The organism is Kaistia soli DSM 19436, from assembly GCF_900129325.1.
Taxonomy (GTDB): Bacteria; Pseudomonadota; Alphaproteobacteria; order Rhizobiales; family Kaistiaceae; genus Kaistia; species Kaistia soli.
Genome location: NZ_FQUP01000001.1, coordinates 807411 through 823307 on the forward strand (window position 1 = coordinate 807411; position 15897 = coordinate 823307).

Sequence of the window (15897 nt, forward strand, 5' to 3'; positions counted from 1 at the left end):
GCGGGGCGGCACGGAGGCACACTTGTCTTTGCTGCCTTCGAATGGGGATCGATCATGAGATTCAGAGCACTTCGCGCCGGGCTCACGGCCACGCTGCTTGCGGTCGGCCTCATCGGACCCGTCGCAGGTCCGGCGCTCGCGGCGACGCCGAAGGATACGCTGGTCCAGGCCTGGCAGATCGACGACATCATTTCGCTCGATCCGGCCGAGCTGTTCGAATTCTCGACCACCGAGATCGCCGGAAACACCTATGAGCGGCTGATCGGCTACGACCTCGACGACGTCTCCAAGATGTTCGGCGTGGTCGCCGAGAGCTGGACCGTGTCGGACGACGGCAAGACGATCAGCTTCAAGATCCGCGAAGGGCGAAAATTCGCCTCGGGCAATCCGATCACGGCCGCAGATGTCGAATTCTCGCTGCAGCGCGCAGTGCTGCTCGACAAGTCGCCGGCCTTCATCATCACGCAGTTCGGCATCACCAAGGACAATGTGAAGGACGCCATCAAGGCGACCGGCGACTACACGCTCGACTTCACGATGGACCGCCCCTATGCGCCGAGCTTCGCGCTCTACGCGCTGACATCGTCGGTCGCCTCGGTGGTCGACAAGAAGCTGGTGCTGGACCATGAAGCCGACGCGGATCTCGGCAATGGCTGGCTGAAGACCCATTATGCCGGGTCAGGACCGTTCACGATCCGCGATTGGCGCGCCAACGAAGTGGTGGTGCTGGAGCGAAACCCGAACTTCTCAGGCACGCCGACGCCGCTCTCCCGCGTCATCTACCGCCATATCCCGGAGACCGCGACGCAGCGCATCCTGCTCGAAAAAGGCGATGTCGACATCGCGCGCAATCTCGGGCCCGAACAGATCACGGCGCTTTCCGGCAATCCGGACATCAAGATCCAGCGGGCGCCGAAGGGGACGCTCTATTATCTCGGCCTCAACCAGAAGAACCCGAACCTCGCCAAGCCCGAGGTGCGCGAAGCGCTCAAATATCTCGTCGACTACGCCGCGATCACCGACACGATCATGAAGGATCAGGCGACGGTGCATCAGGCCTTCCTGCCGAAGGGTTTCCTCGGCGCCGTGAACGACACGCCCTTTTCGCTCGATGTCGACAAGGCGAAGGCACTGCTCGCCAAGGCCGGGCTGCCGGACGGCTTCGCCGTCACGATGGATGTGCGCTCGACACAGCCGATCACCGGCGTCGCCGAGGCGATCCAGTCGAGCTTCGCCAAGGCCGGTGTCAAGGTCGAGATCATCCCGGGCGACGGCAAGCAGACGCTGACCAAGTACCGCGCCCGTGCGCATGACATCTATATCGGCGATTGGGGCTCCGACTATCAGGATCCGCACTCCAACGCGCAGACCTTCGCTTCCAACCCCGACAACAAGGACGACGCCTCGTCGAAGACGCTGGCCTGGCGCAATGCCTGGCCGACGCCTGTCCTCGGGCCCGAGGTCGAGGCGGCGATCCTCGAGCGCGATCCGGCCAAGCGCGCCGCGATCTATGAAAAGCTGCAGCGCGACGTGATGGCCGACGGGCCCTTCGTCATCATGTTCCAGAAGACGGAGAGCGCGGCGCTCAGGTCGAACGTCAAGGGCTTCATCATGGGGCCCTCCTTCGACAACAACCTCGCCACGAGCACGAGCAAGGATTGAGCCTCGATCCGGGCCTGACTGTCGAAGCACTGCCGGAGCGACGCGGGCGCGCCGCTCTCGGCTTTGCCGGCGGCGTGGCCGGCTTCCTCCTGACGCTGGCGATCACGCTCTTCGGGCTCGTCGTCGTCACCTTCGTCATCGGCCGCGTCGTGCCGATCGATCCTGTACTGGCCGTGGTCGGAGACCGGGCATCGGCCGCAACCTATCAGCGCGTCCGGGCCGAGATGGGGCTGGACCTGCCGTTGATCGAGCAGTTTCGCGTCTATCTGGTCAAGGCTGTGACGGGCGACTTCGGGCGTTCGGTGCTGACCACCAATCCGGTGATCGAGGATATCCGGACCTATTTCCCGGCGACCATCGAACTCGCGACCCTCGGTACGCTGATCGGCACGCTGATTGGAGTGCCGCTTGGCGTCTTCGCGGCCGTCCGCTCCGGCAGCGTGCTCGACCAGATCGTCCGCATCGTCGGGCTCGTCGGCTATTCGGTCCCGATTTTCTGGCTCGGGCTGATGGCGCTGCTGCTGTTCTATGCCAAGCTCGATTGGGTTGCCGGCCCCGGCCGGCTCGACATCGCCTATGACTATCTGGTGACGCCGGTCACCGGCTTGCTGCTTGTCGACAGCCTGATGCAGGGCCAGTTGGACGTGTTCTGGAACGCGATCAGCCACATCGTCCTGCCGGCGGCGCTTCTAGGCTATTTTTCGCTCGCCTATATCAGCCGCATGACGCGCGCTTTGCTCCTCAACGAGCTGGCGCAGGAATATGTCGTCACCGCCAGGATCAAGGGCCTCTCGGAGGCACGCGTGATCTGGCGTCATGCGCTCCGCAACGCCGCGGTGCCGCTTCTGACCGTGGTGGTGCTCTCCTATGCGACGCTGCTCGAAGGCTCCGTGCTGACCGAGACGGTATTCTCGTGGCCCGGCATCGGCTCCTACATCACCTCGTCGCTGCAGAATGCCGACATGAACGCCGTGCTCGGCGGCACGCTGGTGGTCGGCGCCGCCTTCGTGACGCTGAACCTCGTGTCGGACCTGCTCTACCGCCTGCTCGATCCGAGGACGCGCTGATGGCGGCGGGCCCCTCCCCGCTCACCGCCTGGCTGACGACCGCAGAGCCACAGTCGCGGACGCAGGCCCGGGTCGGCCATGCCTATCAGAGCTTCCGCCGTCTCGCGCGCAACCCGACCGCCATGGCCGGCCTGGTGATCGTCGGACTGCTGGTCTTCGTCGCGGCGTTCGCGCCGCTGCTCGCCACCCATTCGCCGATCGCGAGCGGCGATTTGAGGACCGAGCGATTGCTGCCGCCTGGGCCTGTTTTCTGGCTGGGGACCGATGATCAGGCGCGTGACATCTATTCGCGCCTTCTCTATGGCTCGCGCCTGACGCTCGCCGTCGTCATCCTCGTCTCGATCATCGCGACGCCGATCGGTCTCGCGATCGGCACGGTATCAGGCTATTTCGGTGGCTGGCTCGACCGCGTTCTGATGCGCATCACCGACATCTTCCTGGCCTTCCCGCGGCTTGTCCTCGCGCTCGCCTTCGTGGCGGCGCTCGGTCCCGGCATCGAGAATGCAATCATCGCCATCGCCATCACGGCGTGGCCGCCTTATGCCCGCCTTGCCCGCGCTGAGACGCTGACGATCCGCAACAGCGACTTCATCCATGCCGTGCGCCTGCAGGGTGGTTCGTCGCTCCGCATCCTGCTGAAGCACATCGTGCCACTTTGTCTTTCCTCGGTGACCGTCCGAGTCACTCTCGACATGGCCGGCATCATCCTGACCGCCGCCGGGCTCGGCTTTCTCGGGCTCGGGGCGCAGCCGCCGACGCCGGAATGGGGCACCATGATCGCGCAGGGGCGGCGTTTCCTGATGGACCAGTGGTGGGTTGCCGCCGTGCCTGGCATCGCCATCTTCGTCGTCAGCCTTGGCTTCAACCTGCTGGGCGACGGCCTCCGCGATGCGCTCGACCCGAAGGCGTCGCGATGACCCCGCTGCTCGAGGTCGAGGATCTCCATGTCCGCTTCCCTCTCACTGAGGGCACCATCGAAGCGGTGCGGGGTATTTCCTTCACGCTCGGTCGCGAACGGCTCGGCATCGTCGGGGAGAGTGGCTCCGGCAAGTCGCAGACCGGCCGCGCGATTCTGGGGCTGACAGCGAGACCCGGCGAGGTCACGGCCAAGCGCCTCGCCTTTGACGGCATTGATCTCATGGCCGCACCGGAACGATTGCGACGCAGCCTGCGTGGCAGCCGCATGACCATGGTGATGCAGGATCCGCGCTATTCGCTCAATCCGGTGATGACCGTCGGGCAGCAGATCATCGAATCCTACCGCGCGCACAAGCGCGTCTCGGGCCGCGACGCCAGGCGGGCGGCGCTCGCCATGCTGGACGAAGTCCGCATCACCGCGCCAGACCGCGTCATGGCGCTCTATCCGCATGAGCTTTCCGGCGGCATGGGCCAAAGGGTGATGATCGCGATGATGCTGATCACCGGCCCGGAACTGCTCATTGCCGACGAGCCGACCTCGGCGCTCGACGTCACAGTGCGCGGCGAGGTGCTCCGCATCCTCGACCAACTCGTCGCCGAGCGCGGCATGGGCCTCATCCTGATCAGCCATGATCTCGAAATGGTGGCCTCGTTCTGCGACCGCGTGCTGGTGATGTATGCCGGCAAGATCGTGGAGGAGCTCGCCTCAGGGGCGCTGGATCAGGCGCGTCATCCCTATACGCGCGGGTTGATCGGCTGCCTGCCGAAGCTGGCCGGCGACAGCCACCCGCTCCCGGTTCTCACCCGCGATCCAGCCTGGGCGCGCTGACCATGGCGACGCCGCTGATTGAGGCCAGAAATCTCTCCGTGCGGTTTGGCGTCGGCCGGCTCACGGTCGCGGCGCTCGACGATGTTTCGTTTACGCTGGCGCCCGGTGAATCCCTCGGCCTCGTCGGCGAGAGCGGGTCAGGCAAATCGACGGTGCTGCGTGCCTTGACTGGCCTCGCGCCGCTCTCGGGCGGCAGCTTGAAGCTCGGCGGCGTGGCGGTTCCGACACCAAGGCGGATGAATTTCTTCACCGCCGTGCAGATGGTGTTCCAGGACCCCTATGCCTCGCTGCATCCGCGCCACACGGTCGACCAGATCCTTGCCGAACCGCTCGCGATCCATCGCATTCCCCACGCCGAGACGCGCATCGTGGCGGCGCTCAGGGAAGTCGGGCTCGGGCCGTCCTACCGCTTTCGCTATCCGCATCAGCTCTCCGGCGGGCAGCGCCAGCGCATCGCGATCGCGCGTGCCCTGATCCTCCGTCCGAAGGTCGTGCTGCTGGACGAACCCACCTCAGCGCTCGATGCCTCCGTACAAGCCGAGATCCTCAATCTGCTGGAGGATCTCCGCCGCGCCTTTGGCCTCGCCTATATCCTGGTCAGCCACGACCTTGCCGTGGTGGCGCATCTCTGCGAGCGGCTGATCGTACTGCGCCAGGGCCGCATGATCGAGGAGACGACGGCCGGGGCGCTCCGCGACGGCTCGGTCAAGACCGACTACACGCGGGCGATGCTCGCGGCCAGCGGGGGGTTCACGCGCGTGGGTCCGACCGCTCCCCCTACTGCTCCTCTCCGAAATACTTGACGCGCAATTTGTCGATCTCGTCATGCTCCTCGGAGGACAGCAATTCGATGGTCACCGGGCGGCGCAAGATGCTGTTCTGCGGCGTACCAAAGGCATATTTGCTGGGCTCGAAGCGCGGGCCGACCAGCCGCACATCGGCGCGCGGATGGCTATGGATATAATATTGCAGCACCGGGCCATCCTCGATGATGGCGTCGATATCCTCGGCCTCCAGCGCCGCGACCGCCTCCTCAAGCGTAAGGAAAGTCACATTGCGCATGCCCTGCTCGCGGACGAAATCGTTGGAGACGGTGTCCTTGAGCACGCCGATCGTGCGGCCTTCGAGGTCGTCGATGTTGTGGATATTGTTGGCGGCCGAGAGCGTCGCCATGACGGTCGTCACCGACGAGGTGACATAGGCGATGACGGCGACGCCAGCCATCAGCCAGATGCCCTGCCATATACGGCCGATCCAGCCGAACAGGTTCTTGCGCGCCGCCGGCTTGCCGGTCGTCGCGATCTGCATCACCGTATAGAAGCTGTCCGCGAAGCCATCCCGCCAGCGCTTTGGAAAGGCGCTGTCGAAATGGCGATCGAACAATGTCATCAGCGCTGTCGCCAGCAGGAGGACCAGTCCGATCCGTGCATAGGTGGTGAGAAAACCGGCATCGCGCAGTTCACCGATCACGTCCAAGACGCTGGCATGGCTTCGCTCATTGATCATGATCCGAAGCCCGGCATCGAACCATGGCTGGGTGAAGTCGATCCGCCGCGCCCGGCTCTCGTTGACGGTGATATTGGAAACCGCAATGTCGATCTGGCCATCATGGGCGGCCTTGATGACGGCGCCGACGGTCGGGAATTCCTGATAGGTGAATGTCCGCTTCAAATCCGCGGCAAGGCTCTCCCACAGGTCGATCGCCATGCCGGTGTATTTGCCGCCGCGCTTCATCACGAAGGGCGCGCTCAGATGAACGCCGACCCGGATCGGCCGCTGCGGACCCGCGACGGCTTCCTCGCCGTCGCCCACCCCGGCCTGCGCCTCATCGGCGGGGACGGCCGGCTCGGGAACGGCCTCTTGGACGGGTTCTGTCGCCGGCGGTGCCACCAACGGGGGCGTGACAGGCTGCGGATCGGCGGTCAGCGGCTTTGCCGCTGCCGCCGGGGGCTTCGCGGGAGCCGGCTCCTGAGCCTCGCTTGATCCGGACGCGACCGCGCAGGCGAGGACGAAGCCCAGGAGTGCGGCAACGCATGCCAGTCGCCGGACGAAATTCATTTCCCTGCTCATCCTCTCAAAATCGGGCCACCACCGCGACATCGCATCAGCCGATGGTTCGTTCCAGCAGGCTCAGCCAGTTTTCGCTGCCGAGCTTAGCGAGCAGCGCCTCGTCATAGCCGTGAGCCCGCATGGCTCCGACGAGGCTGGGCAGGCCGGCGGCGGTGCCGATCTCGGCAGGGATCAGCGCCCCGTCGAAATCCGAGCCGAAGCCGACTCGGTCCTCGCCGACCCGTTCGATGAGATAGTCGAGATGGCGCAGCATCGTGTCGAGACCAGTGTCGGTGCGCATGCGTCCGTCCGGCCGCAGGAAGCAGGTCGCGAAATTGAGGCCGACCATGCCGTCGCTGTCGCGGATGGCGGCGAGCTGGCGGTCGGTCAGGTTGCGGGCCGAAGGCGTGATGGCGTGGGCATTCGAATGGGTCGCGACCAGCGGCGCCTTGGAGAGGCGTGCGACGTCCCAGAAGCCGGCCTCGTTCAGATGCGACAGATCGATGAGGATCCGCAGCGCATTGCAGGCCGCGACGAGGCGTTCGCCTGCCTCAGTGAGGCCGGGGCCGGTGTCGGGCGAGCCGGGGAAACGGAACGGAACGCCGTGCCCGAACACCGTCGGACGGCTCCAGACCGGGCCGATCGAGCGGAGGCCGGCGGCGTGGAGCACATAGAGCATCTCAAGTTCCGGATCGATCGCTTCGGCGCCCTCTATATGCAGCACGGTCGCCAGCGCGCCGCGCGCGATTGCCGCTCGGATCTCGGAGGTATCACGGCAGATCGCGACCTCGCCGGCCGATTCCCGCTCGATACGCAAGAGCAGCGCGATCATCGCGAGCGTCGCCTCCCGGGCCTCGTTCATCGGCAGCATGCCGGGCAGCGGCACGTCATAGGACGCGCCCATCATCTGGTCGGCATAGGCAAACCCGCGGGCAGGCGGGGAGAAGACCGCGAAGAGACCGCCGACCATGCCGCCGGCCCGCGCGCGCGGCAGATCGAGCTGGCCATCCTCGGTGCCATCGAGGAACGCGCGGGCCGCGCCCTCGCGCCGCACGAGCCGCAGCAGCACGTCATTATGGCCGTCGAAGATCGGCAGAAGCGTCATGTCTCTCTCTTTCAATCGCGGACGGGCTCGTGCGGGGACGTGCTTTCGCCGGCGAGGGCCTCGACATCGCGCGAGACGGTCGCCCGCTCGCCGACAAGGCCGCGCGGACGAACCAGCAGGATAGCAGCCAGCGCCACGCCGATCGCAACGATCTGCAAGGCGGCAGCGCGCGCCTGGAAGGCCGGCGCGACGAATGTTCCGACCGCGAGGCTCGACAGACTCCACAATGCCCAGACGATCACGGCGCCGATGAGTGCGCCGCGATTATTGCCGGAGCCGCCGACGATCAGCATCGCCCAGACCTGGAAGGTCAGGATCGACAGATAGTTGTCCGGCGCGATGAAACCAATGAAATGCGCCTGCATGGCCCCGGCAAGGCCCATGATGGCGCCGCCGAGCGCGAAGGCCTGCAGGCGGTGGAAATTGACGTTCTTGCCGAGCGATGCCGCAGCGGCCTCGTCCTCGCGGATGGCGCGCAGCACGCGCCCCCAGGGGCTGCGGGTCAGCGTTTCGAGGATCAGGAAGAGGCCGAGCACCACGAAGCCGGTCAGCGCCAGATTGGCGGCGTTGAAGGCGATCGGCGTCTCGGCAAGGCTCGAAAACGGCCGCGGGATGAAGGCGATGCCAAACGGGCCGCCGGTCAGCGCCGTCGCGTTCAACGCGATGACCTGGATCGTGACCGCGATCCCGAACGTCGTCATCGCGAGGTAGTCGGCACGAAGACGCAGCGTCGCGAGCCCAACCAGCGCGGCCGCTGCGCCGGCGACCAGCATCGCGGCGAGCCATCCGGCAAGGATCGGCCAGCCGAAGCCGCCGATCCGGTCGGCGGCATCGGGCGTCGTCAGGATGGCGGAGACATAGGCACCGATCGCCGCGAAGCCGGCGACGCCGACATTGAACAGGCCCGTCTGGCCCCATTGCACATTGAGGCCAAGGCAGAGCACGCCGAAGATGAGCGCGTTGACGAGAAAGAAGGCGCCATAGCCGAGAAGATCGATCATCCCTCGCGAACTCCGAAGAGGCCACGCGGGCGCACCAGCAGCATCGCGATGAGCAGCACGAAGGCAACGGCGGAGCGATATTCCGAGCCGATCAGCTGCACGGCGCCCGCCTCGGCGACGCCGACGATGAGGCCGCCGATGATGGCGCCCCAGACGCTGCCGATGCCGCCGAGAATCGCGGCGGCAAAGAGCGGCAGCAGCAGGTCGAATCCCATCTGCGGCCTGATCTGCACCGTGAGGCCCAGCATGATGCCCGAGACACAGGCGAGCGCCCCGCCGATCAGCCAGGTGGCGCGGATGACGGCGGCGACGTCGATGCCGACGACGCGGGCGAGCGCCGGATTCTCGCTCACCGCCCGCATCGAACGGCCGATATGGGTGCGCGTCAGCAGAAGATGCATCGCGATGACGACGACGAGGGCGAGGCCCATCATCGCCGCCTGATCCGGCGTCACGCGGATGCCAAGGCCGACCGGGATGGCGATCTGGATGGCGCGGCTGAAATAGGCCGGCTCGGAGGTGAACAGGAACTCCAGCATCGCCCGCAGCGCCAGCGACGCGCCGAAGCTCGCGATGACCATGACGATGCCATGGCCCGTCCGCCGCAACGGCTTGAACAGGGCCGCGTCGAGGAGGAGTGCCAGCAGCCCGGTCAGCGCCATGGCGAGGAGCCCGCCAACGATGAGCGGCCAGCCGAACGAAAACGGCATGAAACGCGCCGCCGGGCCAATCCAGCCGGTCAGCGCACCGACGGTGCCGAGCGCCAGATAGGCCCCCCAAGAGATGAAGTCGCCATGCGTGAAGTTCGAGAAGCGCAGGATCGAGTAGGTCAGCGTCAGCCCGACGGCGCCGAGCCCGATCAGCGCGCCGGCAAAGAGACCATCGGCGAGGAATTGCAGGCTCATGGCGCGCTCCTCCCCACTACGCTGGCATCGGCGCCGCCAAGGCCGAGATAATGCTCGGCGATATCGGGATCGGCCGCGAGCGCCGCCGCGGAACCTTCATGGCGGTTGCGGCCATCGGCCAGGATATAGGCGCGGTCGGCGATCGCGAGCGCAGCGCGGGCGTTCTGCTCGACCATCAGGATCGTGACGCCACTGGCGCGGATTTCCACCAGCTTGGCGAAGACGTCGCGGACCAATTTCGGCGAAAGCCCGGCCGAGGGCTCGTCGAGCATCAGCACGTGCGGCTCGATCATCAGCGCGCGGGCGACGGCCAGCATCTGGCGCTGCCCACCGGAAAGGCGTCCGGCGGCGAGCCCGCGCTGGCGGGCAAGGTCCGGGAAAAGCTCCAACATCGCGGCGAGGCGCGCGGCGCGGACGGACGCTGGCGCGACATGGCCCGCGAGGACGAGATTTTCCTCGACGCTCATGGTGGTGAACACATTCTCGGTCTGCGGCACGAAGGCGAGGCCGAGGCGCACCATCCTGTGCGCGGCCGTCTGCGTGATCTCGGCACCGGCGAGCGTCACGGTGCCGCGCGCGATCGGGACGAGACCGGCGATCGCTTTCATCAGGGTCGACTTTCCGGCCCCGTTCGGACCGAGCAGCACGACGATCTCGCCGCGGCCGACGGTGACGCTGGCGCCCTTGACGATCGGCAGGCCCGGCTCATAGCCGGCCTCGATCCCGTGCGCGACGAGGGCAGGAACCCCTGTCATGCCACAGCCCCGCCGAGATAGGCGTCGACGACGCGGGGATCGCGCGCCATGACCTCAGGCGCGCCACGGCCGAGCACGCGCCCCTCGGCCATCACGATCACCTCGCCGCAGAGGCGCGCGACGAGATCCATATTGTGCTCGATGATCAGGAAGGTGATGCCGGTGCGGTTGATAGCTTCGATCCGCGCCATGATGATTTCCAGCAGCGCCGGATTGACGCCGGCCGCCGGCTCGTCGAGCAGGATCAGCCTCGGCTCGGCCATCAGCACGCGGGCGAGTTCCAGCAGCTTGCGCTGCCCGCCGGACAGCGCCTTGGCCGGCAGCCGCTCGACCTTGGCGAGATCGACGAAGGCGACGATCTCGCGGGCCCGCGCGATGTTGGCCTGTTCCTGCCGACGCACCGAAGCGCGCGCGAAGAGGTTCGCGAGCATGCGCTCGCCGGGCTGCGCCCGCGCGGCGACGAGCACGTTTTCCAGCACCGACATCTCGCCAAAGGGCTTCGGAATCTGAAAGGTGCGGGCGAGACCCGCGGCGACGCGCCGGTGCGCCGGCTCATGTTCGATCGCCCGGCCGCCGAGGCGGATCGCGCCGGCGGTCGGCTGCAAGGTGCCGGCGATCAGGTTGAAAGTCGTGGTTTTGCCGGCGCCGTTCGGCCCGATGAGCCCGACGATCGCTCCGGCGGGAACGGCGAAGCTTACATCGTCGACCGCGCGGAAGCCGTCGAAGGACTTGGAAACCGATTGCACTTCGAGCATGCGTGCGCCAGACCAGAGGCGGGAGCGTGGCGGGCCGGTCCGGCCCCTCGCGTTCCCTTCTACATGGCCCGGCCCAACTCTCAAGGGCCCAATCGCCAGGCTGCCTTGCCAGCCGGCGATCAGACGATGCGGGGAGCGATGAGCGGGGCGGCCGACGATCACTTCGAACTTTACGACCTCCGCGTCGAAGTCGTGGCGCCGCCGGGCGCCCGGCTCTATTGCGGCGCCGCGGTCGGAGACTTTTTCGAGCTGCACGGCGAGATGCTGCATCTGCCCCCGGGGCAAGGCCTCTCTATCTATTCGCTTGCCTCGGTGCTGCCCCTGCTCGCCGCCAAGCAGCGGCCGACGCATCCCAATGACTGGATGACGAGCGACGCCGAAATCGCTTGCCCGGACCCCAATTGCCCCTCGCGCCTTCGCATCACGCGCCTTGGCCTTCGCCGCTTCTCGCATGCGGCGACCACGGCCGTGCCACTGCCGAAGGCCGAATGAAAGACCCGACGATGGATCAGTTCGACCTCGCTCCCGACTATTCGATCTCCCGCGTCATCCGTGGCGGCTGGCAGCTTGCCGGCGGTCATGGCGCGATCGACCGCACGATGGCGGTCGACGACATGACCGCGTTTGCCGAAGCGGGCATCATCACCTTCGACTGTGCCGACATCTATACCGGCGTCGAGGCGATGATCGGGGACTTCCGGATGGCGTATGCCGCCTCGCATGGCAGGGCAGCGCTCGATCGCATCCATGTCCACACGAAATGCGTGCCGGATCTCGCGATCCTCGATCGGATCCGCAAATCCGACATGACCGCGATCATCGACCAGTCGCTGAAGCGACTCAAAATGGAACGGCTCGACCTCGTCCAGTTCCATTGGTGGGATTACGAGGTGCCGCGTTATATCGAGGCGGCCGTCTGGCTCGATGAACTCCGCCGCGAGGGCAAGATCCGTTTCGTCAGCGGCACCAATTTCGACATCCCGCGCGTCAGGGAAATGCTGGCGGCGGGCGTGCCGCTCCGCACGCTGCAGGTCCAGTACTCCGTGCTCGATCACCGGCCGGAAAACGGGCTCGTCGCGTTTGCCGCCGCCCATGGCATCAATCTCCTCTGCTATGGCACCGTCGCGGGCGGCTTTCTCGGCGAGCGCTGGCTCGGCGTGCCAGAACCGTCGGAACCGCTCGAGAACCGATCGCTCACCAAATACAAGCTCATCATCGACGATTTCGGCGGCTGGGCGCTGTTCCAGGAGTTGCTGGCGGCGCTCGCGCGGGTCGCGGCCCGGCATGACGTCGATATCGCAACGGTGGCGAGCCGGCATGTGCTCGACCGTCCGGGGGTCGCTGCGGTGATCGTCGGCGCGCGCAACCGCGCCCATCTTCCCCGCAATCTCGCCATCGGCGCTCTTCGCCTGACGGATGCCGACCGCGCCGAGATCGACGCCGTGCTGGCCCGGCGGCAAGGACCTGAGGGCGATGTCTATACGCTGGAGCGCGACCGCACCGGCCGCCATGGCTCGATCATGAAATACAATCTGAACGCCCAATGACCGATCAGCATCCCCTCGTCGCCGCCGCGATCCGCGAGATCGAGGCCTCGCATGACTTTTTTGTCCGCTGGTTTCTCGGGAACGCAAGCGAGGACGAATTCGTCCTCTGGCAACGTACAACCGCGCCGGAGTTTCGTCTGACGACCCCCGGCGGCACGATGCTCGCTTTGCCGGAGATCACGACATGGATCGCCGGTGCGCGTGGCTCGCAGACATCGCGGTTCGAGATCGGCATAGAGGATGTCGAGACGGTCCATGTCAGCGCCGATGCTGTCTTGCTCATCTATGTCGAGCGACAGTATCGTGACGGACGCACGACGCGGCGGCAGTCGATGGCGCTGTTCCTCAGGGACGACAGCGCGCCGCGGGGGGTCGTGTGGCGCCATCTGCAGGAAACCTGGCTGCAGACGGACTGATTTCGGAAGCCGGGGGGCAAAGCCCGCGACATAAGCGGCAGGGAGAGTTTTCAATGACATCGATCCGCATGCTGCGCGCCGCCCTGCTGGGCAGCGTCGTCGCGCTGGCCGCCACGGGCGCCGCGCGCGCCGCCGATTGCGACGTCACCGTCGGCCTCGTCATGGAACTGACGGGTCCGGCCGGCGAATATGGACAAGCGGGCGCCAAGTCGGTCGAGATGGCGCTTCGCGATCTCAATGATGCCGGCGGCGTGGCGGGGTGCAAGATCGTCACCGACACGCGCGATTCACAGAGCCAGGGCACGGTCGCGGTCGACGTCGCGACGCAGCTCGTTCAGGTCAAGAAGGTGCCGGTGATCATCGGCGGCATCATCTCGTCGGTCTCGATCCCGATCCTCACCTCGGTGACCGCGCCGGCCAAGATCCCGCAGGTCTCGCCGGCCTCGTCCTCGCCGACGCTTACCAAGCTCGGCCGCGACGGCAAGACCAACGGCGTCTTTTTCCGCACCATCACCTCGGATGCGCTGCAGGGCATCGCAGCGGCGAAGTTCGCGGTCGACCAGGGCATCAAGAAGATCGCGATCATCAACGTCAACAACGACTTCGGCGTCAACATGGTCAACGAGTTCGCGACCGCCTACAAGGCGCTCGGCGGCGAGATCACCTCGACGACGCCCTATAACGAGAAGCAGTCGAGCTACCAGTCCGAAGTGACGGCGGCGCTCGCTTCCTCTCCCGAGGCGCTCTATCTCGTCTCGACACCGGTCGATGGCGCGACGATCGCGCGCGCCTGGATCTCGCAGGGTGGACCGCAGAAGTTCCTCTTGAATGATGGCATGAACAGCGCCGAATTCATCAAGAATGTCGGCCCCGAATATCTGAACGACGCCTATGGCACCTCGTCGGGTACGGACGCGACGGCCTCGACCGACTATTTCAACAAGGAATACAAGGCCTTCTCGGGCCTCGACCCGGCCAGCCCTGCCGCCGACCGCTCCTATGACGCGGGCGCGATCGTCGGCCTCGCCATCGCCGAGGCGAGCAAGGACACCGGCAAGGCGGACAGCGCCGGCATCCTCACCTCGATCCGCAAGGTTCTCGATCCGAAGGGTACGGTCATCCATGCCGGCAAGGACGAGTTCGCCAAGGCGCTCGCCCTCATCAAGGATGGCAAGCCGATCAAGTATGAGGGCGTGATCGGCCCGGTGACCTTCGACGAGGTTGGCGACATCACCGGTCCGTTCCGCCTGTGGCGGATCCAGAATGGCGAGGTCACCACGGTCGGCACCATGTCGACCGCCGATATCGACAAGGTCAAGGCGAGCCTCGCTAAGTAAGGCGGCCATCGACCAACCCCTTCGGGGCGCCGCAGGCCGCGGCGCCCCGCCTGATTCAAGGAGCCGCCCTTTGTCCGGACTGTCCACCGTTCCAGCCCGCCTGACGCTTCCGGCCGGCTTTTCGCTGCCGCGCATCGCGACCGGGCTGTGGCAGATCGCGGATATGGAGCGTGACGGGCGAACGATCGATATCGACGCCGCGGCCGAGGCGATGCTCTCCTATGCCCGCGCAGGCTTCGATGCCTTCGACATGGCCGACCATTATGGCAGCGCGGAGCTCATCACCGGCCGCTTCCTGAAGCTTGCTAAGGACGACGGCCTGAAGCCGTTCGTCTCGACGAAATGGTGTCCGACGCCCGGGCCGATGACGCGCGAGGTCGTGCGCGCCGGCGTGCAGCGCAGCCTCGACCGGCTTGGCGTCGACAGCGTCGACCTGATGCAGTTCCACTGGTGGAGCTTCGAGCATCCGGCCTATCTCGATGCGCTGGCCGAAATGGAGGTGATGCGTAGCGAAGGCATCATCCGCCATCTCGGGCTGACCAATTTCAACACCGATCACCTGGCGCTGGTCGTTCGCAACGGCATCACGATCGCCACCAATCAGGTGTCGTTCTCGCTGCTCGATCGCCGCGCGGCGGACGAGATGAGCGCATTCTGCCTTTCGAACGACATCCGCCTGCTCGCCTATGGCACCATGGGCGGCGGCTGGCTCTCGGAGCGCTGGCTCGGCGCGGCGGAGCCGGAGGGTCCGGCCGATTGGTCGAAGATGAAATATCGCCGCTTCGTCGACGTGATCGGCGGCTGGGACGTGTTGCAGGGCATTCTCGGCGCGGCGTCAGCCATCGCGCGGAAGCACGGCGTTTCCGTCTCGAATGTCGCCACGCGCTGGGTGCTCGATCATCCGGCCGTGGCAGCCGTCATCATCGGCGCGCGGCTCGGCGAGCGCGAACACCGCGCCGACAATTTGAAGGCCTTCGACTTCCATCTCGACGCGGAGGACCATGCGCGGCTCGACGCCGCCTTCGCCGCCTCGACGCCGCTGCCCGGCGATTGCGGCGATGAATATCGGAAGCCACCGTTCCTCACGGCTTCGGGTGATCTCAGCCACCACCTCGCGAGCCAGCCGCAGATCTACAAGGCCGAACCGATCCCGGGAAAGCCGGGACGCCTCAGGGTCGATTCCGGCAGCATCTGGGAACCGATCGCCGGCTATTCGCGCGCCGTCCGGATCGGGGAGCGCATCCTCGTCAGCGGCACGACGGCGACGCATACCGATGGTTCGGTGGTCTGTCCCGGCGACATTGCGGGGCAGACGACCTATATCCTCGACAAGATCGCGGCCTCGATCACGGCTCTTGGCGGCTCGCTCGACGACGTGATCCGCACGCGCGTTTATCTGAAGAGCGCGAAGGACTGGGAGCCGGCCTCGCGCGTGCATGGCCGGTTCTTTGGTGCGATCCGTCCGGCAAACACACTGCTGGAAGTTGGCGCGCTTGTCGGGCCCTATGACATCGAGATCGAAGCCGAGGCCGTGGTCGACGCGGCCTGAGG

General features: G+C 66.2%; 16 protein-coding genes. 10 read left to right on the forward strand and 6 right to left on the reverse strand.

Features of this window, described 5'->3' with window-relative positions; all coding sequences use genetic code 11:
- Window positions 1-54: 54 nt before the first annotated feature.
- Genes BUB39_RS04030 through BUB39_RS04050 form a run of 5 tightly spaced genes read left to right on the forward strand, consistent with a single transcriptional unit; the run spans window position 55 to window position 5279 of the window.
- The gene (locus BUB39_RS04030; protein ID WP_073051709.1) at window positions 55-1662 is read left to right on the forward strand and encodes an ABC transporter substrate-binding protein; all 1608 of its coding nucleotides are present in this window, start codon (window positions 55-57) and stop codon (window positions 1660-1662) included.
- Window positions 1659-2729: an ABC transporter permease gene (locus BUB39_RS04035; RefSeq protein ID WP_425292886.1), complete on the forward strand. Its 1071-nt coding sequence runs from the start codon at window positions 1659-1661 to the stop codon at window positions 2727-2729. The genes BUB39_RS04030 and BUB39_RS04035 overlap by 4 nt, the downstream gene beginning before the upstream one ends.
- Window positions 2729-3646 (forward strand): ABC transporter permease, encoded by a 918-nt coding sequence (locus tag BUB39_RS04040; RefSeq protein ID WP_073051710.1) that lies wholly within the window; start codon window positions 2729-2731, stop codon window positions 3644-3646. The genes BUB39_RS04035 and BUB39_RS04040 overlap by 1 nt, the downstream gene beginning before the upstream one ends.
- Window positions 3643-4476 carry an ABC transporter ATP-binding protein gene (locus BUB39_RS04045; RefSeq protein WP_073051711.1) on the forward strand — a complete coding sequence of 278 codons (834 nt, stop codon included), beginning with the start codon at window positions 3643-3645 and terminating at the stop codon, window positions 4474-4476. Before BUB39_RS04040 ends, BUB39_RS04045 begins: the two co-directional genes overlap by 4 nt.
- 2 nt (window positions 4477-4478) lie before the next feature.
- Window positions 4479-5279, forward strand: a complete 801-nt coding sequence (locus BUB39_RS04050) for an ABC transporter ATP-binding protein (protein ID WP_073051712.1) — start codon at window positions 4479-4481, stop codon at window positions 5277-5279.
- On the opposite strand, the gene BUB39_RS04055 is transcribed toward BUB39_RS04050, so the two are convergent.
- Genes BUB39_RS04055 through BUB39_RS04080 form a run of 6 tightly spaced genes read right to left on the reverse strand, consistent with a single transcriptional unit; the run spans window position 5254 to window position 11046 of the window.
- Window positions 5254-6534 (reverse strand): transporter substrate-binding domain-containing protein, encoded by a 1281-nt coding sequence (locus tag BUB39_RS04055; RefSeq protein ID WP_084526872.1) that lies wholly within the window; start codon window positions 6532-6534, stop codon window positions 5254-5256. The genes BUB39_RS04050 and BUB39_RS04055 overlap by 26 nt on opposite strands.
- Window positions 6535-6580: 46 nt before the next feature.
- Window positions 6581-7630: a dipeptidase gene (locus BUB39_RS04060; protein ID WP_139251332.1), complete on the reverse strand. Its 1050-nt coding sequence runs from the start codon at window positions 7628-7630 to the stop codon at window positions 6581-6583.
- 11 nt (window positions 7631-7641) lie between these two features.
- The gene (locus BUB39_RS04065) at window positions 7642-8631 is read right to left on the reverse strand and encodes a branched-chain amino acid ABC transporter permease (protein ID WP_073051714.1); all 990 of its coding nucleotides are present in this window, start codon (window positions 8629-8631) and stop codon (window positions 7642-7644) included.
- On the reverse strand, window positions 8628-9536 hold the full coding sequence (locus BUB39_RS04070; protein WP_073051715.1) for a branched-chain amino acid ABC transporter permease: 909 nt from the start codon (window positions 9534-9536) through the stop codon (window positions 8628-8630). Before BUB39_RS04070 ends, BUB39_RS04065 begins: the two co-directional genes overlap by 4 nt.
- A complete protein-coding gene (locus tag BUB39_RS04075; RefSeq protein ID WP_073051716.1) occupies window positions 9533-10291 on the reverse strand; it encodes an ABC transporter ATP-binding protein in 759 nt (252 codons plus the stop codon). Before BUB39_RS04075 ends, BUB39_RS04070 begins: the two co-directional genes overlap by 4 nt.
- Complete coding sequence (locus BUB39_RS04080) at window positions 10288-11046, reverse strand: ABC transporter ATP-binding protein (RefSeq protein ID WP_073051717.1); 759 nt, start codon at window positions 11044-11046, stop codon at window positions 10288-10290. Before BUB39_RS04080 ends, BUB39_RS04075 begins: the two co-directional genes overlap by 4 nt.
- Before the next feature lie 138 nt (window positions 11047-11184).
- Here BUB39_RS04080 and BUB39_RS04085 point away from each other — a divergent pair, with 138 nt between their 5' ends.
- The 5 genes from BUB39_RS04085 to BUB39_RS04105 all read left to right on the forward strand — a co-directional run bounded on the left by BUB39_RS04085 (window position 11185) and on the right by BUB39_RS04105 (window position 15895).
- Window positions 11185-11538, forward strand: coding sequence for a TIGR04076 family protein (locus tag BUB39_RS04085; RefSeq protein WP_073051718.1), 354 nt, complete (start codon window positions 11185-11187; stop codon window positions 11536-11538).
- 11 nt (window positions 11539-11549) lie between these two features.
- Window positions 11550-12593 (forward strand): aldo/keto reductase, encoded by a 1044-nt coding sequence (locus tag BUB39_RS04090; protein WP_073052746.1) that lies wholly within the window; start codon window positions 11550-11552, stop codon window positions 12591-12593.
- The gene (locus tag BUB39_RS04095; RefSeq protein ID WP_073051719.1) at window positions 12590-13009 is read left to right on the forward strand and encodes a hypothetical protein; all 420 of its coding nucleotides are present in this window, start codon (window positions 12590-12592) and stop codon (window positions 13007-13009) included. Before BUB39_RS04090 ends, BUB39_RS04095 begins: the two co-directional genes overlap by 4 nt.
- Window positions 13010-13062: 53 nt before the next feature.
- Window positions 13063-14346 carry an ABC transporter substrate-binding protein gene (locus BUB39_RS04100; RefSeq protein ID WP_139251333.1) on the forward strand — a complete coding sequence of 428 codons (1284 nt, stop codon included), beginning with the start codon at window positions 13063-13065 and terminating at the stop codon, window positions 14344-14346.
- Between the two features lie 70 nt (window positions 14347-14416).
- Entirely contained in the window at window positions 14417-15895 is a 1479-nt protein-coding gene (locus BUB39_RS04105; RefSeq protein WP_342168771.1) for an aldo/keto reductase, read from the forward strand.
- Window positions 15896-15897: the final 2 nt, after the last annotated feature.